This window comes from Methanospirillum hungatei (assembly GCF_019263745.1).
GTDB lineage: Archaea > Halobacteriota > Methanomicrobia > Methanomicrobiales > Methanospirillaceae > Methanospirillum > Methanospirillum purgamenti.
Map to the genome: position 1 here is coordinate 2,815,847 of NZ_CP077107.1, position 19,973 is coordinate 2,835,819.

Sequence of the window (19,973 nt, forward strand, 5' to 3'; positions counted from 1 at the left end):
TCCCATATTCTGGTACAGTCGAAAGCTCAGATTTCAATGAACAGGTATCTGGCCGCCGACTCATGCACCACACGATTTCATATCGGATTGGCACTATAAATGGTTTCTCTTTTCTTTCTAAAAAATGAACAAAGATTTTCTGTAAATCACTGGCAATTATCGCTTTTGGAAAGATTGAAACAGTTCTCCGGTTTTTATCTTCTCTAAAAAGAGGTTTAATTCAAGTTGGTCCCGGTGGAAGTACATATGGGCTGATATGCTGATGGTTTCAAGCCATCCGGTCGTGATATCGTTGCCATTTCCTTTTCTTTTCTGGTTAACCTGGTCACAGATATATTTTTGAAGATGTGCAAGACCGTATGCATTCTGACCCCAAGCAGAAAGCATGTCATTGCTTCGAAACAGACAAATCAGATTCAAATGATTCTTTTTATCGATTAATCCCTGAACAATCTGAAGACAGGGAGGTTCATCAGCAGTAACATCCCTAACCGGAAACCAGGTTATTGCGATTGCCCGCCTGCTTTCAGGATTGGAAACCAGTCGATTGATAATACTTTTCTCAATCTGATCGATACCACCATAGTTCCCGTCACCTTTCCAGGTCAGGTTACCGCATGCGCTGGCCGGAACATATCCGAGTTTTCGAAATATCCCGTCGATGGCTTTTTTTATAGTACTTCCTGATGAAAAACCGATTTCAACCTCCGGTGCCGGATAATCCCGCAGACGGTTTCCATAGGTATATACAGCATCGGTTCCGTCATTGCGGCGCGGTGTGATGGTGTATAATGATGCCTGGTACTGTTCTGAAAATTTTTCTCCAAACAGACTGGCCCCTGATCGCATCGGTTCTGAAAATGGCTCATCTACATGAATGCAGATCGGCTCTTCCGGATCCCAGGTGTATTCTCCATCTTCAGTAACCCGTACCTGACCTTCACACCGTTTGGCTATCTCCCGTATTACCTCCTCATGAGCCTGTCCTATGCTTCGTTTTCTGATCAGTATCATGGCTATATCCTCATGGTCTAGTTATTACTGGCCGGATGTCTGGTACTGGGCAGTACAGATCCACCAGCTGCCATCAACATCCATGATAAACCAGAATGCACCGGTTGCAGGATCAGTATACAGGCCACCGCCAGTGGTTGCCATATCCCGCATCATTCTTACCTGGCCTGCATCATAGTCATCCTTGATGAATTTGGAACCAACCTCTCCAGGTACTTTCATGTTGGCTAAGAGGGTTCCATCCATGTCGTAGGCAATGACATATCTGCCCTTTGTGCTGAATTGTCCTGACGGGTTAGAAAATTCTGTGATTGCCTTTTCTTTACCATTTTCAAGAGCGAATTCACGTGCAGCAAATGCCAGGTTCATAAGTTCTTCCTGGGGGGAGATGTGAATTAGGCTCGTTGTATTTGTTTGGTTGACATCTGGCGAACTATTTGTCACAGACTGGTTATCAGCAGATACCATACATACTGTAACGAGTGCCAGGATAATGGATAACAACACGTAATTCCACAACTTCATTGTAGATATGTTTTAAGACCGCAAGGTATGTGATTTTTTGTATTTTTTCAGGCGATATTGATAACCGGGTACCAAAAAAGAAATGATATGGATAGTGCTACATCAAACTAATTGCTTCATTTTTACCTTCTTCTGCTTCGGTAAGCCCTGGATCAAGAATGAGTGCTGTATCATATGAACTAACTGCCTCATCATACCGACCAAGAGCCGCTAATGCAATACCACGGTTCAACCAGCCCCGTGCATAATCAGGTTCCAGGATGGTTGCCTGATCCGCTGATTCCAGTGCTTCTTCATACCGTTCGGCTAAGTTTAAGCACCATGCCAGGTTACTGTAAGCTTTTCCATACTCTGGATCAATCTTAATTGCTTCGTCAAACATGGCGACTGCTTCGTCATATTGTTCAAGATATGTGAGCACATTACCCTTATTATTCCAGGCTTTTTTATATGTGGGATCTAGAGAAATAGCCATGTCATACTGTTCTATTGCTTCTTCATATCTGCCAAGACTTTTCAGGGTTTTCCCTTTTCCGTTTAATGCCTCCAGATTATCAGGATCGAGGGCTAATGCCTTGTCCAGAATAATGAGAGCCTCATTGTACTTATCCGCATCATAGAGGGCATTCCCCTCTGCTGCAAGTTCATCTGCGGTTTCTCCTGCTACTGGCAGTGCACAACAGACAAAAAAACACAGAATTGCGATGTATATAGATTTCATCATTGCTATCATTCTCCGTACGACGTTATCAGGTACCCGGTGAGTGTTCAAGAGTCTGGCCGTACTTTGATATAACCGGGTATCGTACCACACTATCAGGTATACTAGTCAGGTTCCTTGATGATATCAGTTCTGTATGTTGATGATGACGAGTCCTTTTGTGGATTTTTTAAGATATATCTCCAGAAAATGGGAGATTTTTCTGTCACCACCGTACGGTATGGTCATCAGGCTCTTGATATGATCCTTGATGGCTCATATGACATCGTAGTTTCTGATTACCAGATGCCAGGTATGACCGGTCTGGATCTTCTCAGAGCCTACCGGAAAAAAGGGGTAAAAATTCCATTTATTCTCTTTACAGGCAAAGGTAGGGAAGAGGTGGTCATAGAAGCAATCAACGAGGGTGCTGCTTTTTATCTTCAAAAAGGTGGTGATCAATCATCACTTTTTGCCGAGCTTGCTCATAAAATCAGGCAGGCTGTCCACGCCGAAGAAGCGCAGCGGGCACTTTTAGAGAATGAAGAAAAATTCAGACTTCTTTTTGAAACTGCCCGTGATGGAATCATTCTCATATCGGATTGGTTTATTCGTGATTGTAACAACCATGCAGCATTGATGTTTCATCTGGACCGAAGTCGTCTTCTGGATTCTGATTTTTTCTTACTGGCACCTGAAATACAGCCAGATGGGGAATTAACCCGGGAAAAGGCAGAAATTGTTTTTAAAGAAGCCTATCGTGCCGGGGGTGCTTTTGTTACCTGGAAGTTTTCGCGTCTTGATGGAACTGAATTTGATGCTGAGATGAGTATTAGCAGGCTTGACATCAAGGGGAGGGTTCTTTTTCAGGCAATAATTCGGGATATTACTGAACGGCTGCTTTCTGAAAAAGAACTGGGGCAACGAAACGCTGATCTGCATACTGCTTACCAGGAACTCATGGCATCAGGAGAAGAACTGAAACGTAAAGTGGAGGAGTTACGCCTCTCTAAAAGTAAGGTCCGGGAAAGTGAAAAAAGATATAAAGATCTTGCTGACCTTCTCCCTGAAGGAGTTTTTGAATGTTCTCTTGATGGAACTATTACGTATGTGAATCATCAGGCTTTTACGATGTTCGGATTTGATCCTGCTCAGGGATTGAATAATATCTCTGTTTTTCGTTTTATCATTCCAGAGGATCATGAACAGGCAAAGGAGATCATCACCCAGGTTTTACATGGGAATCCATCAAAGCCTCATGAATACATTGGAGTCCGTTTGGATGGATCAACGTTTCCGATAATCATCCATTCGGCACCTGCTGTTGTGAACGGAACCGTTGTTGGCCTGCGTGGAGTGATCATTGACATTTCCATGAGGAAACAGGCTGAAGATGCCATTCGGGAATCAAAACAACAACTTGCTGATGTAATTGACTTTTTCCCTGATGCAACTGTGGTCATTAATAAGGCTGGCGAAGTTATCTTCTGGAACCGGGCAATTGCCAAGATGACCGGAATTGATGCCAGGGATATCCTCGGAAAAAGTAATTATGAGTATTCCCTGCCTTTTTACATGGTGCGGCGGCCGATTCTTGTTGATTATGCCCTGCATCCTGAACTGATTCCAAAAAAAGAATATGCCTTTATCAGACAGGAAGGCGATGTCATCATTGGGGAGTCATATATTCCAGGCCTTGGATCTGGAACGACATACTTTTGGGGGGTTGCTTCCCCGCTCCGAAATGCTGATGGTGATATTTTTGGAGCTATTGAATGCATTCGTGACATCACCGGGAGAAAAGAGGCTGAAGAGGCATTAAAAAAATCACGGGAGGAACTGGAGAAACTGGTAAATGAACGAACCCGGGAGCTTGTGGATGTAAATTTAGCTCTTCGGGAGAGTGAATCTCGGTACCGGACACTGGTTGATCTTTCTCCTGATGCTATTTTTGTTCATAATGGTATTGAGATATTGTATTCAAATCCAGCTGGAGTCAGACTGTTTGGAGGAGAAACTGAAGAGGACATTCTTGGACGTGATCCATTCTTGTATGTACATCCAGATTTTTTACCCCTTGTGAAGAAACGAATAGAAACCTCATTATCTGGATTAGATTCAAATTTACCCCAGGAAGAAGTTTTTTTAGGTTCTCATGGGGAACACCTTCAGGTGGAAGTTTCCTCACGGCCAATCAGGTACCGGGGGGATCCTGCTGTTCTGGTTGTTGCACGGGATATCAGGGCACGTAAAAAAGCGGAGAAACAACTTCGTGAATATGCCCGTGTTCTGGAAGATAAAAACCATGAACTTGACTTTTTGACGAATCGGCTCATTAGTATGAACCGTGACCTGGATGATCGTGTCAGGGAACGGACAGATGAGATTAACCGGCTATTGCGTCAGAAAGATGATTTCATCAACCAACTTGGTCATGATCTGAAAACCCCCCTGACACCTCTGATCGCTCTCCTGCCATCTCTGTTGCATGAAGAAGAAGATCCAGATAAAAGGATATTATATAGTGTTCTTCTCCGGTCAGTTTATTCAATCAGGGAACAGACCGATAAGATCCTGACACTTGCCCGGTTAAGTCGCCAGGATGGTGTGGTTGAGTATGAAATGATTCATCCGGTCATCCTTATCAGGCAGGCAGTGGAGAAAAATTGGCTCTTTATAAAACAGAAAAAGCTGGATATCGAGATTCTTGTTCCTGATGATCTGGTAGTCAGATTTTCAGCGAGGGATGCTTCCTCTGTTTTTGATAATCTTATTAGTAACGCGATAAAATACACCGGAAATGGAGGAAATATTCGCATTTATTCGGTCACAGATGAAAATGCTGCGATTATCACCGTAGAGGATACCGGAATTGGGCTGACTCAGGAAGAAGCAGTTCATGTTTTTGATGAATTTTACATGGTCGACCGTTCACGTCATGATCGACAGTCGTCAGGTCTTGGTCTTGCCATTGTCAAGAGGGTAATGGAATGTTATGGTGGAAAAGTCTGGGTTGAAAGTGATGGGCCGGGTCATGGATCCCGGTTTATGATCTGTCTTCCCATCACCAGAGACGGGTGTTGTAATCTTAATCCTTAATATGTGGTTGGACCTGGTTATCCTTTCAGGCTTTGGACAAATGCGGTAACCGCCGGGATGAGTGAATCAGGATCCTGTAATCTTCCTTCAATCGTTTTGACGAGGGCTGATCCGACAATTACTGCATCTGCACCTGCTTTACCCCATTCCATCACTTGTGTTCTGTCTGATATTCCAAATCCGGGAGCAACAGGTATATTACTCTGTTTTTTAATTTCAGAGAGTAACTCACGTGCCTGTGGATCTGTTGCCTGTCTGACTCCGGTCACGCCAAGGGCTGCAACAAGATAGATAAAGCCACTTTTAACGGTGAGAATTTTAAAAAGCCGCTCCTTTGATGTAGTGGTACTGACCATCATTACCGGAGCAATTCCTGCCTTTTCCGCTGCTATGATAAATGAAGCTGCTTCTTCATAAGGAAGATCTGCAACAACAACTGCGTCGATACCGGCATCGGCAGCATCCTGGTAAAATGATTGAATACCCCGTTGCAAGATGAGGTTTGTATATGTCAGAACCACCAGAGGTATTTCTGAATCCTTCCTGATGTCCCTGACCAGATCAAAGAACCGGTCAGTGTTCATACCTGATTCCAAAGCTCGTTGATCAGCCTGCTGAATGACCGGACCATCAGCGACAGGGTCTGAAAAGGGGAGTCCGAGTTCGATTATGTCTGCTCCTCCTTTCTCAAGTGCTTTGATTATTTCACGACTTATTGAATAATCGGGGTCTCCTGCAACGGTGAAGGTCATGAGGAGTTCCCGTTTTCTATTTTGGAATGCTTTTGAGAGTCGGTTCATGCTGCACCTCTCATATATCTCAGAACGGTTTCAACATCCTTGTCTCCCCGTCCGGAAAGATTTATTATCAGGAGTGCGTCCTTTGATAATTTAGGTCCTATTTTTCTCGCAAAGGCGATGGCATGTGATGATTCAAGGGCCGGAACAATACCTTCTGTCCGGGACAAGTACAGGAATGCCTCAAGTGCTTCGGTATCGGTAATGGCTGTGTACGTGATCCTTTTTGAGTCCTTATACATGGCATGTTCTGGCCCGACTCCCGGGTAATCCAGGCCTGCTGATATGGAATGTGACTCTATGATCTGCCCGTATGAATCCTGCAGGAGGTATGAATAGTTCCCATGAAGAACACCCGGTCTTCCACCACATAAGGAAGCACCATGTTTTTTGTCAAGTCCTTCTCCACCTGCCTCAACCCCATACATCGTGACTGAGGCATCGTCGATGAACGGATGGAATATCCCCATTGCATTTGAACCTCCACCGATGCAGGCAATAATGATATCCGGGAGTCTTCCCTGCACTGAGAGGATCTGCTCTCGTGTCTCATCTCCGATCACCCGTTGCAAATCCCTGACCAGTACCGGGTATGGATGAGGGCCTGCAACGGTTCCTATCAGGTAATGGGTATCCCTTACTCGTGCAACCCAGTCACGGAGAGCTTCATTCATTGCATCTTTCAGCGTTCGTGTTCCTGATGTGACTGGAATTACCCGTGCACCCATCATGTTCATCCTCGCCACATTCAGGGCCTGACGGGCAATGTCCACTTCTCCCATGAAGACGTCCACTTCCAGTCCGAGGACAGCTCCTGCAATGGCTGTAGCAACTCCGTGCTGACCTGCTCCAGTCTCCGCGATCAGCCTTTTTTTGCCCATATGTTTTGCAAGTAATGCTTGTCCAAGGGCATTGTTGAGCTTGTGTGCCCCGGAATGAAGGAGATCCTCCCGTTTTAGATATACGGTGCATCCAAGGTCTTTGGACATATTCCTACATAGGGTAAGAGGAGTTTTTCTCCCTGCATACGTTGTCAGGTATTCCTGGAATTCTTTTTGAAATGCAGGATTTGGGAATATATTGAGGTATGCTGATTCAAGTTCTTCAAGTGCAACCATAAGGGTTTCCGGAACAAAACATCCTCCATATTCTCCAAATCTGGTGTTAAGCTCCATATTCGGCCTCTCTGGCGTTTTTTACAAATGAAAGGACTTTTTTCTGATCTTTTATCCCTGGAGCGGATTCAACCCCTGATGCAACATCAACGGCATATGGTCTTAATGTTCTGACCGCTTCGGAAACATTCTCTGGATTCAATCCTCCGGCGAGGATCACTGGTATTTTTGACATTGCTATGATCTGTTGTGCGTAGGTATGGTCGTATAGTGTCCCTTTCCCCATACTGGCGTCTACGATTATGGCATCTGCTGACTGAGGAATGGGATCACCTGGCTTAATGACCCGGATCACCTGAACGGTCCGGTCTTCTGGAAGGGTATGGGGGTATGATATCTGGATTGCTGTTGGATGCAGGTCAAGTATCTGTGCTAGGTCTTCTGATGAGTCGGTATGAGATACACATACCCGTCCCATGTACGGACCCGCTGCCTTGAAAATTTCTTTCGCTTTCTCTGGTGACACCGAACGGGGTGAGTCTGAAAACAGAACTACTCCTATGGCATCAGCTCCGGCATGGTCTGCAAGGCGTGCATCTTCCTGACAAGTAATCCCACAGATTTTTATGCGTATACAAATCCCTCCACTCGTTTTCTCGGATTTCCTGATGACATAATACTTGATCCGATAAGAAACCCATCTGCATACTGATGCAGGGATCTGATATCACAAGGCCAGATCATTCCGCTTGCTGATATGACGGTAAGCCCCGCTTGCCTGAGAATCGGTGCAATATTTTTCGTTGTTGAGAGATCGGTTCTGAATGTTTTCAGATCCCGGTTGTTTATGCCAACAAGTTCGACACCTGAATCCACTGCCTGTCTTGCTTCTTTTCTCGTATGAACTTCAAGGAGTGGTTCAAGTCCTCTCCTTTGAGTTTCCTTCACAAAGTGTTCTGTTTCGTCACCTAGAACAGATGATATCAGAAGAACAGCATCCGCACCAAGAGATCTGGTCTCATCCAGCTGATGTTCATCGACGATGAAATCCTTTCGAAGGATTGGAATTGGCACTGATTCTCTGATCGCAGGTATGGTGTCCGGACTACCAAGGAAATAATCCGGCTCAGTGAGTATTGAGAGAGCACAGCACCCTCCCTGGATCATGTCAGTAATGGCCGCTTCGGTTTTTTTCTCCTGTGTTATTACTCCCCGTGAAGGAGAGGCAAACTTGAGTTCTGCAATGACTGCATTATTTCGTGTCTGTGTTATCGCCTTTCGAAGACTTATGGGAGCGTGAGAGGATGAGGGAAATGATTCCGGAAGTGCTGCTGCCCGTCTTTGTGATGATGCGACAATATCGTCAAGGATCATGATGCCTCACCTGGACGAAGAGATCTGAGAAGATGCTTTGCTTTTCCTGAGTCAACGACATTACAGGCGATGTCATATCCATCGTATAAGCATGAAGCTTTTTCTCCAAGGTAAATCGCCGCCGCTGCATTCAGGAGTACTATATCCCTGCATGGTCCTTTTCTCCCGGAAAAAATCTCCCTGATAGTTTGTGCGTTTTCTGCAGGAGTTCCTCCAGTAATCGCATCACGACTCACCCGTGAGATACCAAATTCTTCAGGTGTCAGAGTATATTGTGATATAGTCCCATCATACAGTTCAAAGACCCGTGTCTCTCCGGTGATGGTGATCTCATCTGTTCCGTCACCATGGACAACCATGGCATGTGAAACACCAAGATTTGCCAGTGCTCCGGTAATGGAAGGAATATGTCTGGTATCACCAACACCGATCAGTCGAGATGATGCACCGGCCGGATTTAAAAGTGGGCCGAGGATGTTAAAGACCGAAAAAAAACCGATCTCCCGCCGTGCTGATGCAACTCTTCCAATTGCCGGATGATACCCGGGAGCAAAGAGGAATGCTATGTTATTTCTGGCAACAGAGGATGCTGCTTCTTCAGGAGTGAGTGTTATTGGAATTCCAAGTGCTTCAAGGACATCAGCAGAACCTGACCTGCTGGAGACTCCCCTGTTTCCATGCTTGACGACTCGTACTCCGGCTGCTGCAGCAACAAGGGCCGCTGCAGTACTGATATTAAAGGTCTGGGCACCATCACCTCCGGTTCCACAGGTATCAACACAGGTACCAGATGCTGTCTTTACCTGGATAGCCCGCTCTTTTAAAACCTGGGCAAATGCAGTAATTTCGTGTGCCGTGACTCCTTTCATGGTAAGTGCAGTCAGAATTGATCCTATCTGTGCCTCAGTCACCCTTCCGTCTGCAATGTATGTCATAAGATCCCGTGCTTCATCGGCTGCCAGATCCTGCATGCTGATGACTTTTTTAATCGCACTCTGGATCATCAACACTCACCACCGAACTGTAAAAAGTTCTTCATGATGGTTCGTCCATGTGGGGTCATGATACTTTCAGGATGAAACTGCAGGCCATACACCGGATGTTTCCTGTGTGATACTGCCATAATTGCTCCGTCATCTTCAGCGGTTGCAACTACTTCAAGTTCTGATGGCAGGTGATGTGGTTCTGCAGTAAGAGAATGATACCGTGCTGCGGTGAACCGGTCTGGAATACTCTGGAAAATTCCCTCACCATTGGTTCTGATCTCACTCGTCATCCCATGAACCGGCCGTTTCATCCGGGATATCGTTCCACCCAGGGTGTGAATAATTGTCTGGTGGCCAAGGCATACACCCAGAATCGGAACTTCACCGATATATGCTTTGATTACATCGGCACAAACCCCTGATTCTAATGGCGTTCCTGGTCCTGGGGAGAGAATGATCCGATCTGGTTCTTGTTTTTCCACTATTTCAACTGGATTATTAGAAGTAACCGGAATCGGATCAGCCCCCAGGGATCCGACCAGTTGATACAGATTATAGGTAAAACTGTCAAAACAGTCGATAATTACAACGTTCATGATAATTCTCCTGCTGCAAAGATTGCTTGTGCCATCGCTCCGGCCTTTGCCTGAGTCTCTTCAAACTCCCGGGATGGAACTGAGTCAGCAACAATACCAGCTCCTGCCTGACAGGTTGCGATATTATTTTTTATAATAACGGTTCTGATTGCAATTGCAAACTCCATCAAACCTTGAAAACCCAGGTATCCGACTGCTCCTGAGTATAATCCCCTGGAGACTGGTTCAAGATCCTGAATTATCTGCATTGCACGGATTTTTGGTGCTCCACTTACCGTGCCTGCCGGGAAACAGGCCTCAAGTGCATCAACCGGATCCTTATCTTCCTGCAATTCTCCGGTTACAATTGAGGTGATGTGCTGGACATGGGAGAACTTCTCAACAGACATGAATTCGGATACTTTTACGGTTCCAAACTCTGAAACTCTGCCAATGTCATTTCTGGCCAGATCGACAAGCATCAGGTGTTCTGCCCGTTCTTTTGGATCTGAAAGAAGATCCCGGGCAAGGGCGTCATCTTCTGCATCGGTCTTTCCCCGTGGCCTGGTTCCGGCAATAGGGACGGTGGTGATCATTTTGCCTTCAGTCTTGACCAGCATCTCCGGACTTGATCCGATTATTGCCTCATCACCGAAATGAAAGTAATACAGGTATGGTGAGGGGTTAATTTGTCTGAGTACCTTGTAGATTGTATAGGGATCTTTGTCATAGGGGAGTGAAACCTGTCGTGAAAGGACAACCTGGAAGATATCTCCTGCTCTGATATGATTGAGTGCCTTTTCTACTGACTCTTCAAAAGGAATCCGGTCATGGTCCGGGAGAGACAAAGGTGTTTTGTGAATGAGGTAAACCTCTTTTCTAAGTTTGCTGGTTGAGATAGTTCTGTGCAGATTTTGAACCTTCCTGACAGCATCCTGGTATTTCTGTTGTATGTCATCTCCATCCATGACCATGGTTCCTGCAATGATCATACAGGAATGAGCAACATGATCAAAGATGATCAGTTCACCGGGTATCTGTAGTCTGATAACCGGACCCTCCTCTGTCCCGGTCTTCACCATCCCGTCGGTAATACTAGAAACGAGATCGTACCTGCAGTATCCGGCCATTCCGCCGGTAAATGTGCACCGATCAGGTGTATACCCGGATATTGTAGAACAAATGCGGCGCAAAACATCAGATGGTTTGCAGATATTCCCATCTTTTCTGACGATCTCAGAAATAACATCTCCATACTCTCCAGTAACTTCAAGCGTTTCTGATATGGAGAGAGATGCAAGAGGCCGGATTCCAATAATTGACCTCACGGCTCTTTTAGGCACACCTTCCATCGATTCAAGTAAAAAACCCTCTGTTGTTTCGAGATCGGCGTATATTGCTGCAGGATCTGCCCTTGGTTCAGGGACATTCATGGACACTGGAACATACGCTGGTTTTTTCAGGGTTGTGATTATCTCCTCATATGTGGAAAAGGACATAATCTCCGGGATATGACCCGCCGTCATGGCAGCTTCCATTCCACCGGCATCACCTTCTGGGAAATGCATTGAGCAATCATGATCATAGATGTTGATCAATGTACATATATATGCATTATTGTTATCTCTTATCGTAAGGAGTACAAAAATGATTTATGGAGATCTCATTTTTACATACACGCATCACGGTTAAATTTTAGCGCTTCAAAATGAAATCAAAGGTCGATCTAACAATATATTTGTTTTAACGAAGATCAAAAAGGTAATTATATATATTATAAGTGACTACTGAAATCTGTTCTGCCCGGTCAAAGGGCAGCTGACACAAGTAAAAAATACTCCAAAAAAATGTAAAAAAAACCATACTCGATGTTGAAAATCCCGGATATTATGGCAGGGTAACTGCCGGGTGATAATGCTAGGAGATGTATACGTGGAACGGAAAAAAATTGCATTCTTCTGTTGGGAGTCAATGTACTCCGAACGGGTGGGCGGACTTGCGAACGCGGCCACATATGTAGCTCAGGAGCTTGCGAAAAGAAACGATGTTCATTTCTTTACCAGGGGAGATTGTGATTTTACCTTTAACGGGGTTCATTATCACGGAGTCAGACCTGAAGGTGGAAATATCATTGAATACTGCCGGAATATGAGTCATGGCATGGTGAACCGGTTTAAAGAATTCGATAGAAAACCGTTTGATATCCTTCATTTTCATGACTGGCATGTTACTGAGGCATTGCACCTCCTAAAAGAGAGAAACACCGTCTTCACGTATCACTCTACTGAATATGGGCGAAATGGAAACCAGCATGGGGACTGGTGGGAATATCACGAGATCTGTGGGAAGGAATGGTATGCCGGACTTGTTGCAAAGCAGGTAACAACAGTCAGCAATGTCCTTCGTGAAGAGGTTATGAATCTGTATCAGGTTCCTGACTGGAAGATCCGAGTATTTCCAAATGGGGTGATACCAGAACAGTTTGATGTTGATCTAGATCAGGGCGCGATAAAAGCAGACCTCGGTATACATCCATATGCACCGACCATTCTCTTTATTGGCAGGATGGCGTACCAAAAAGGCCCGGATCTGCTCCTTGATGCATTGCCCAGGGTAAAAGATCAATTCTGGGGAATGCAGGTGATCATGGCCGGTGATGGTGGCATGCGTCCGTGGCTTTCCCAAGTTGCTTATGATCGCGGTCTTCCGGTCAGATTCCCTGGATATATCAGTGATGCAGAATATGTCAGACTGTTAAAAGCCGCAGACCTGGTGGTGATACCAAGTAGAAATGAACCGTTTGGAATCGTGCTCCCTGAGGCATGGAGTGCGGGGAAGCCGGTTGTGGCTTGTGATGTGGGTGGTCTACACGAAAATATCGAATCATATCGTGATGGAATAAAAGTCGAAGTCTCTGCTGACCAAATCGCAGAAGGGATCTGTCAGGCCCTTGAAGATACGGACCGGTTGTCAAAATTTGGGAGGTCCGGCAGATCAAAAGTATACCGTCAATTCAGATGGGAAGGTATTGCAGAAAACCTTGACTGTATGTATGGAACAGTCTGCAGCTGAATTCCAAATCTTTTCTTTTTCCTCCTCACCACTGTAATTTTTCATCTGGGGATCAAATCTGTTACCATGCAGAATGGACAGGGCAACAATCGCGATATGATATCTGTGTATAATCCTGTAGACGGGAGTCTTGTCGGAACGGTTCAGGCAGGAACTGCTCATGATGTTGATGAGGCGGTCCGGGAGACTGGCGATGCATTCCTGTCATGGTCCAGGACTGATCCCCCGGAGCGATCAAAAATTTTGTTTTCTGCTGCCGGAAGGATTCGGGCCGACCAGAAAAACCTTGCTACCTTATTGACCCGTGAACAGGGAAAACCCCTGAAAGAATCCATGAATGAGATCGCCGGATTTGCAAGGGTTTTAGAATACTATGCCTCAATCTCTGGAATGTTGAGGGGTGATTATGGGGTGAGCAGGCAGTATGGTCATATGATGGTAAGGAGGGAACCCATCGGGGTGTGTGCTGCAATCATTCCCTGGAATCTTCCGGCACTCATCATGAGCTGGAAAATCGGTCCGGTTCTGGCTTCTGGGAATACTATGGTCCTCAAGCCCTCATCAACAGCACCTCTGACATGTCTGACCCTTGTAGGACACCTCTATGAAGCAGGTCTTCCCCCGTCTGTCGTCCGGATAGTGACTGGGTCTGGAGATGAGGTGGGGGAAGCATTGGCACGGCACCAGGATATTAGAGCCTTATCATTTACCGGAGCAGTCCGGACCGGAATCAGAGTCGCTGAGATCGCAGCACCAACCCTTAAAAAGACAATTCTGGAACTCGGGGGAAGTGATGCGATGATTGTCTGTCAGGATGCAGATCCTGATCTTGCGGCAAAAGGTGCTGTTTCGGGGCGTTTTTTTAACTGTGGTCAGACCTGTACGGCTATTAAACGTGTTTTTGTTGATAAAAAAATCTCTGATCAGTTCATCCGAAGAGTTCGCGAATATGCCGGAGCCCTTAAAGTAGGAAACGGTCTTGAAAAAGGTGTGGATATGGGACCGGTACACACGATGAGCCAACGTGATGCTCTCCATTCCCAAGTTGAAGAGACGATTACCCGGGAGATGGCGACCGTACTCTGTGGAGGTACCCTTCCTGATTCCTCATCATGTATGGGAAGTTTTTACCATCCCACCATTCTGACAGATGTGGATCCGGATGCTCCGGTGATGAACAATGAGGTTTTTGGTCCGGTGCTTCCGATATCCACGTTTGATAGTCTTGAGGAAGCGATTACCCGTGCCAATGCAACACGGTTTGGTCTTGGAGCATCGATATGGACTCATGATATGCGAATTATATCAAAAGCAACTGAGGAACTCAAAGCCGGAATCGTCTGGGTAAACCAACACCTGAGAATACCGCCTGAAGTTCCATTTGGGGGGACGAAATTCTCCGGAATCGGGCGCGAAAACGGGCGATATGCGTTGGAACAATACCTTGAAGAAAAGACAATTCTTATTCAGCCATGAAGGGAGATTATAAAAGACAAGTAGGGGTGCATGTCTCCATTGCCGGATCCCTTGCAAATGCTTTTGACCGGGCTCGGGAACGGGGATGTGACTGTTTTCAGATATTCACCAAAAATCCGAGAGGATGGCAGGCAAAACCAATTTCAGAACAAGAAGGATTAGCATTTCGTGAGGCAATAAAACAATTTTCTCCAGGTCTTGTTTTTGCCCACATCTCATACCTTCCAAACCTGGCTGGAGAAAAACCATCTTTATATGAGAAATCAGTTCAGGCATTATGCCTGGAACTTGAAAGGTGCAGAACATTATCTATCCCGTACCTTGTCACACACCTTGGTCATGCCGGCGATGGTTTGACTTCAGGACGTGATCGGGTTGTCCAGGCTATTGATACTGCTCTTTCCGAGGTGTCCGGAGATACCATGCTTTTACTTGAAAACACCGCCGGAGAGAAAAACTCTGTAGGGAGCACGATTGAAGGAATTGCGGATGTCTTTGGGAGATGCCAGGATACCTCTCGAGTCGGGATCTGTTTTGATACCTGTCATGCTTTTGCTGCAGGATATGATCTCAGAGATGAGCAGTCTGTCGGGATGGTGAGCGATCTCATTGAAGAGCGGATAGAGCTACTAAACCTGAAACTGATCCATCTCAATGACGCAAAAGGTAACTGTGGAAGTGGACTTGACAGACATGAACATATTGGTCTTGGAGCACTAGGAGAGGAAGGAATTTTATCCATACTTCACCATCCAGGATTTTTTGGGATACCCTGCATTTGCGAAACCCCTGTTGATGATCGGCGCGGAGATAATGAAAATATCCAGAAGGTCAGGGACCTTATGGGATGAGGATTCTTCCAAAATATGTCTGTATAGATGAAATTTAAGAAAAAATATTCTATCCGGATGATAAAATCCTGTCCTGATTTCCTTCCTGTTTCATCGTTTTAAATACGGCAAGGTGTAAAAATCTCTGTAATATCTGGTACTTTTCCGAGAACCTTATAGGGTTCCTTACCTATACGTAGAGATAGGAAACTCTTCAGGTTCATAGATGTCTGAATCTTCGAAGATGGGGAAGGTGTTTGTGATGTCAGGAAATTCATTAAGGTGCCTGGGATCTCTCATCCTGGTAATATTTACTGTATGTATTGTATCTGTATCAGCACAGCCGATAACTGCTCCTGTTGTGATAACATCACCAGGGATGTATGAGCTAACGGCTGATGCCCGTGGTATTACAGATATGTATGGAATTAAGGTTGAGTCGTCTGATGTGGTGATCGACGGTCAAGGATTTTTTTTGGGTGGAGATCAGCGTGACAAATCAGTTGGTGTTTATGTGAACAAGTACGGTGGCTCAATCACCAATGTCACGATAAAAAACCTCAAACTTGAGGACTGGAATACAGCAGTCAGTTACCAGTACGTGAAAGGTGAAGAAGGTGACCAAAACGAGATTTCAAACCTTGATATCATCGATTGTCCGACTGGAATCCACATTGAGTACTCTGATGTCATTACCATCTTTGACAATATGATTCGTGATTGTTCAAAAGCCATAAACATAGAACAGAATTCTAATTTGGTCACACTAAAAAAGAATAATCTGAAGAATAATGGTGTTGGTGTCATCGTTATGAAAACCACTGATGTCTCCCTCATAGAAAATAACGTCAATACCTGCGAGGTGTATGGCATTCAGGTCACAGATTCAACTGGATTTTCAATGACCAAAAACAATGTGAGTGATAACAAGTATGCTGCACTCCAGCTTGAAAACTCTGAAAACTCTGTAATCGTCGATAACAATTTCTCAAAAACTGAAACCGGCCCTGTTGTGGTAATCGGGAATGGTGTCAGGGGTGCAGAAATTTACAATAACTACTTTGGAAGTGTCAATAATATTTCAGTTGATGATATCAGCAGTGATATCTCATGGAATACCACCCTTGACGTCGGTGTGAATATTCTTGGTGGCCCATATAAAGGCGGCAATTACTGGGGATCGGCACCAGGTCTTTCTGGTTTTTCAGATGATGTTGCAGATGAAGACGGGTATGGCATAGGTGATACACCATATGAAATTAATGCATACAACATTGATTATCTCCCCCTGACGAACACCGACAAGAATTATCCTGCTCCGACTCCGGAACCTGAAGTTGTTGTTATATCTGAATCAGAAGGTGACGTTCTTCCTGAGGCAAACGGAACACAATCCGATACAGATAACAGCACTGTGAACGAGAGCGTAATCAGTGAACAGATAGAGGAGAATTTATTAATCCCTGTTAACATCACTGGGACTAGTGATGTGAACTACACGACAAATAACTCCTCATATTCTCCTTCTATCTCCGTTCAGAATGAGTATAATGGAGAAGAATCAGTTTTCTCTGCTTTGAATACCTCTGTCGTGCAAGTCAGGGATGGACAGGGAAATGTCTCTGAAAATGTTACTGTTCAGAATGAAACCATATCATCTCTTCCTCTAGTGAAGAACGGGTATCTGTTCTTTACAGGACTGTCACCTGGTTATCAGGTTAGTCTTCTGACAACGGTAAATACCGAGGTTGTTCTTGATGAAGTCCCAACATCAAGCCTGTCTGTTCCTGTCCCTGCAGATGTTCCACTTTATACCTCATGGAAGGTGCAGCATCAGAATCAGACCCTCGCCACTGGAACAATTGATCGGTATCCGGCAGCAGATGAGACGGTTGTAATCAACATTAGCGTAACAGACTCCGGTGTCACACCTGAGGCTATTGAGGTGAGTTCAGTTAATCAGGCTTCTCCTGCTATTCTGGAAGTATCAAATGAAACGGCCCCTGTCTTAGTGCAGATTGGAAATAGAACTGATACGGTGGAGAACAATACAACACCATTCCTTGTTGTCCCTCCAGCTTTGACTTATCTTCCAAAGACTACTGATGTAGCCAAGAATACTACATCATCCGGTTCCATTGTCATGATGAACAAGGCAAATGGAGAAATGGTCCCAGGATATACTGTAACCGCATACGCCGGCCCTGGTGGTGCTATCTTCCCAGAGGGGAGTGTTGAGGTTATGGAAAAAGAGAATGTCACCTTTGTTCTCACACCTTATGAAGGGCATGAGATAGACTATCTTCTGATTGACGGCTCTACTGTTGAACCGGCGACTGAGTATCAGTTTATCAATGTAACCCGTGATCACACCATCATTGCCGGGTTTACCTGAAATATTTTTATTTATACGATCATGTTTTTATCTTTTTAATTACGAACGAGGACTGAATATCTTATTAAACCTCAAAATGAATCGTCCTTTCAGTTACATCTTTATCACTAATCAGCACCTTAGTTATACTATGAACGCCATCACCTGGTATCGGTACCTGATGGTGTTTATTCTGATTTTGTTTGGAATATCATCGATTCAGCCCTGTTATGCTGAGACTCCTATACCTGCCGGAGTAGACATACTAACCCCTTCAGCAACCTCTCCTATTCCATTGCAGGATGTAACCACAAAGGCAACAATAGCTCCTATTCACACCAAGGAACCAGCTGTAAAACCTCCGGTAGAGAATCCAAAACCTGGAACATCACCGACTATACAGATGCCAGTGCAAACGCTCTCTCCAAGGCCAACATTGACCGGGACAGTGCCGGCAAGTCCAGTTCCAACTCCGTCTCTTACAGAAATAGGTAACAATGAGACTGCCCAGACATATTTCCAATTAGGACGTTCACTTGAAGAGGCGGGTAATTGTCAGGCAGCACTCATAGAGTTTGAAAAGGCCATTGCACGTGATCCGTATTATGCTGATGCCTGGTATCATCGGGCGACATGCTATGATAAATTGGGAATGTATGATGAGGCATATGACTCATACCGGTTCCTGCTGACTATTGATCCAGGGTATTTTTCAGCAGATAAAAATGCAACTAGACCTTCGATCACAGCAAATATGAGTCCCGGAGATATGCCACTCATACCCGGAGAAGGTGTTCCATTTCTAGCTACCCCGTTATTCTGGATTCTTATCGGGACCGGAGTAGGCGGTCTTATCATCAGTGGTCTTGTCATATATCATATCAGAAAACGTCCGGCTCCTGAAGGGGGTCAGGTACTGTCAAGACAGTCATCTGGTCCGGTAACAGATAGAGAACTTGACCAGATCGCCGATAGTATCTCAGATTATTATCATGGGGATCAGTACATCTGCAAGCAGGTCATAAAACTGGCAATAGAAATTGCCAGAGAAGGAAGAGAAGGAAAACCGGTTGGAACAGCATTTGTCCTGGGTGACAGTGATGCGGTTCTTGAGCGATCAAGACAACTGATCCTGAATCCACTCGCAGGTCACTCAGAATGCGAACGTATGATAACAAATCCGGATATGAGGGAAAATATCAAAGAACTTTCTCTCCTTGACGGAGCATTTGTGATACGGGAGGATGGGACAGTTGAAGCAGCGGGCAGATACATATCCATTGATACCAGTAATGTCCGGCTCTCAAAAGGATTTGGAACCAGACATGTATCAGTTGCAGCCATAACCCAGGAGACAAAAGCTATTGGGATAGTTGTATCAGAAAGTGGTGGTCAGGTCAGGATAATGGCTCGTGGACGAATCATCCTTGAGACTAACTAAAAAAAATAATTAAAAAGAGATCTCTGGTCTCTTGTTAATCTCTTCTTCAAATTCAAGGTATTCCAGTTTTGTAAGGCCTGAAAACCGTGCGACAAAGTTCGAGGGAATAGTATCTACCATGGTGTTGAACTGTTCGGCAATATTATTACATGTGTACCGCTGACGGGCAATTTCGTCTTCAACGTTTTTTACAGCGCCCATAAGTTCAGATACTGTAGCCTGGGTTTTCAGGTCTGGATAATTTTCCATGACTGCAAGAAGACGACCCAATATCGACCGGGATTCTGCCTCTAACGCCGGAATATCACCACTACCAGCTGATCCAACCGATGCCCGCATGGCAGTGACACGTTCAAAAGTCTCCTTTTCAAATGCAGCATAACTTTTCACCGCACCCAGCAGCTGGTCTATCATGTCAAGCCGTTTTTTCAATGCGACTTTAATCTGACCAAGGGTTGCTTCATACGAGTTTTTCAATGCGTAAAATCGGTTATAGAGTGAGATGAACCATGCTACAAGACCAAGCAGGATCAGAATCCCGATCCCGGCAATTATTAATCCTATCATAGGTAGTCCTACAACCTATTGACGCCGG

The 19,973-nt window shown here is 45.1% G+C and carries 17 protein-coding genes; 6 read left to right on the plus strand and 11 right to left on the minus strand.

From position 1 onward, the window contains the following. Positions 1-156: 156 nt before the first annotated feature. The 3 genes from KSK55_RS13590 to KSK55_RS13600 all read right to left on the minus strand — a co-directional run bounded on the left by KSK55_RS13590 (position 157) and on the right by KSK55_RS13600 (position 2,263). Positions 157-1,014, minus strand: a complete 858-nt coding sequence (locus KSK55_RS13590; protein WP_214420723.1) for a thymidylate synthase — start codon at positions 1,012-1,014, stop codon at positions 157-159. Positions 1,015-1,038: 24 nt separating this feature from the next. Further along, positions 1,039-1,539 carry a hypothetical protein gene (locus tag KSK55_RS13595; RefSeq protein ID WP_218607288.1) on the minus strand — a complete coding sequence of 167 codons (501 nt, stop codon included), beginning with the start codon at positions 1,537-1,539 and terminating at the stop codon, positions 1,039-1,041. Between the two features lie 97 nt (positions 1,540-1,636). Continuing rightward, positions 1,637-2,263, minus strand: a complete 627-nt coding sequence (locus KSK55_RS13600; RefSeq protein ID WP_218607289.1) for a tetratricopeptide repeat protein — start codon at positions 2,261-2,263, stop codon at positions 1,637-1,639. Between the two features lie 117 nt (positions 2,264-2,380). On the opposite strand from KSK55_RS13600, the gene KSK55_RS13605 reads away from it, so the two are divergent. Next, positions 2,381-5,338, plus strand: coding sequence for a hybrid sensor histidine kinase/response regulator (locus KSK55_RS13605; RefSeq protein WP_218607290.1), 2,958 nt, complete (start codon positions 2,381-2,383; stop codon positions 5,336-5,338). 17 nt (positions 5,339-5,355) lie between these two features. Here KSK55_RS13605 and trpA read toward each other — a convergent pair whose 3' ends face one another. From trpA to KSK55_RS13640, 7 genes are read right to left on the minus strand one after another with little or no spacing between them, the layout of a single operon-like run. Further along, on the minus strand, positions 5,356-6,138 hold the full coding sequence (trpA, locus tag KSK55_RS13610) for a tryptophan synthase subunit alpha (protein WP_218607291.1): 783 nt from the start codon (positions 6,136-6,138) through the stop codon (positions 5,356-5,358). After that, positions 6,135-7,310 (minus strand): tryptophan synthase subunit beta, encoded by a 1,176-nt coding sequence (trpB, locus tag KSK55_RS13615; RefSeq protein ID WP_218607292.1) that lies wholly within the window; start codon positions 7,308-7,310, stop codon positions 6,135-6,137. The genes trpA and trpB overlap by 4 nt, the downstream gene beginning before the upstream one ends. Then, positions 7,300-7,971, minus strand: a complete 672-nt coding sequence (locus KSK55_RS13620) for a phosphoribosylanthranilate isomerase (RefSeq protein WP_306128601.1) — start codon at positions 7,969-7,971, stop codon at positions 7,300-7,302. The genes trpB and KSK55_RS13620 overlap by 11 nt, the downstream gene beginning before the upstream one ends. Further along, positions 7,875-8,624 (minus strand): indole-3-glycerol phosphate synthase TrpC, encoded by a 750-nt coding sequence (locus tag KSK55_RS13625; RefSeq protein ID WP_214420729.1) that lies wholly within the window; start codon positions 8,622-8,624, stop codon positions 7,875-7,877. Before KSK55_RS13625 ends, KSK55_RS13620 begins: the two co-directional genes overlap by 97 nt. Then, positions 8,621-9,628 (minus strand): anthranilate phosphoribosyltransferase, encoded by a 1,008-nt coding sequence (gene trpD, locus KSK55_RS13630; protein ID WP_214420730.1) that lies wholly within the window; start codon positions 9,626-9,628, stop codon positions 8,621-8,623. The genes KSK55_RS13625 and trpD overlap by 4 nt, the downstream gene beginning before the upstream one ends. Continuing rightward, the gene (locus tag KSK55_RS13635; protein WP_214420731.1) at positions 9,628-10,206 is read right to left on the minus strand and encodes an anthranilate synthase component II; all 579 of its coding nucleotides are present in this window, start codon (positions 10,204-10,206) and stop codon (positions 9,628-9,630) included. Before KSK55_RS13635 ends, trpD begins: the two co-directional genes overlap by 1 nt. Then, positions 10,203-11,753, minus strand: coding sequence for an anthranilate synthase component I family protein (locus KSK55_RS13640; RefSeq protein ID WP_218607293.1), 1,551 nt, complete (start codon positions 11,751-11,753; stop codon positions 10,203-10,205). The genes KSK55_RS13635 and KSK55_RS13640 overlap by 4 nt, the downstream gene beginning before the upstream one ends. Before the next feature lie 364 nt (positions 11,754-12,117). Between KSK55_RS13640 and KSK55_RS13645 the strand changes: the two genes are divergently transcribed. From KSK55_RS13645 to KSK55_RS16545, 5 genes are all read left to right on the plus strand, one after another. Then, positions 12,118-13,257 (plus strand): glycosyltransferase family 4 protein, encoded by a 1,140-nt coding sequence (locus tag KSK55_RS13645; protein WP_218607294.1) that lies wholly within the window; start codon positions 12,118-12,120, stop codon positions 13,255-13,257. A 66-nt stretch (positions 13,258-13,323) separates the two neighbouring features. Next, the gene (locus KSK55_RS13650; protein ID WP_218607295.1) at positions 13,324-14,733 is read left to right on the plus strand and encodes an aldehyde dehydrogenase family protein; all 1,410 of its coding nucleotides are present in this window, start codon (positions 13,324-13,326) and stop codon (positions 14,731-14,733) included. Then, on the plus strand, positions 14,730-15,584 hold the full coding sequence (locus KSK55_RS13655; protein WP_218607296.1) for a deoxyribonuclease IV: 855 nt from the start codon (positions 14,730-14,732) through the stop codon (positions 15,582-15,584). The genes KSK55_RS13650 and KSK55_RS13655 overlap by 4 nt, the downstream gene beginning before the upstream one ends. A 241-nt stretch (positions 15,585-15,825) precedes the next feature. Then, complete coding sequence (locus KSK55_RS13660; RefSeq protein ID WP_218607297.1) at positions 15,826-17,958, plus strand: NosD domain-containing protein; 2,133 nt, start codon at positions 15,826-15,828, stop codon at positions 17,956-17,958. Positions 17,959-18,088: 130 nt separating this feature from the next. Beyond that, positions 18,089-19,378 (plus strand): diadenylate cyclase, encoded by a 1,290-nt coding sequence (locus KSK55_RS16545; protein ID WP_256664027.1) that lies wholly within the window; start codon positions 18,089-18,091, stop codon positions 19,376-19,378. Positions 19,379-19,387: 9 nt separating this feature from the next. Here KSK55_RS16545 and KSK55_RS13670 read toward each other — a convergent pair whose 3' ends face one another. Next, entirely contained in the window at positions 19,388-19,945 is a 558-nt protein-coding gene (locus KSK55_RS13670) for a LemA family protein (RefSeq protein ID WP_218607298.1), read from the minus strand. Between the last annotated feature and the right edge of the window lie 28 nt (positions 19,946-19,973).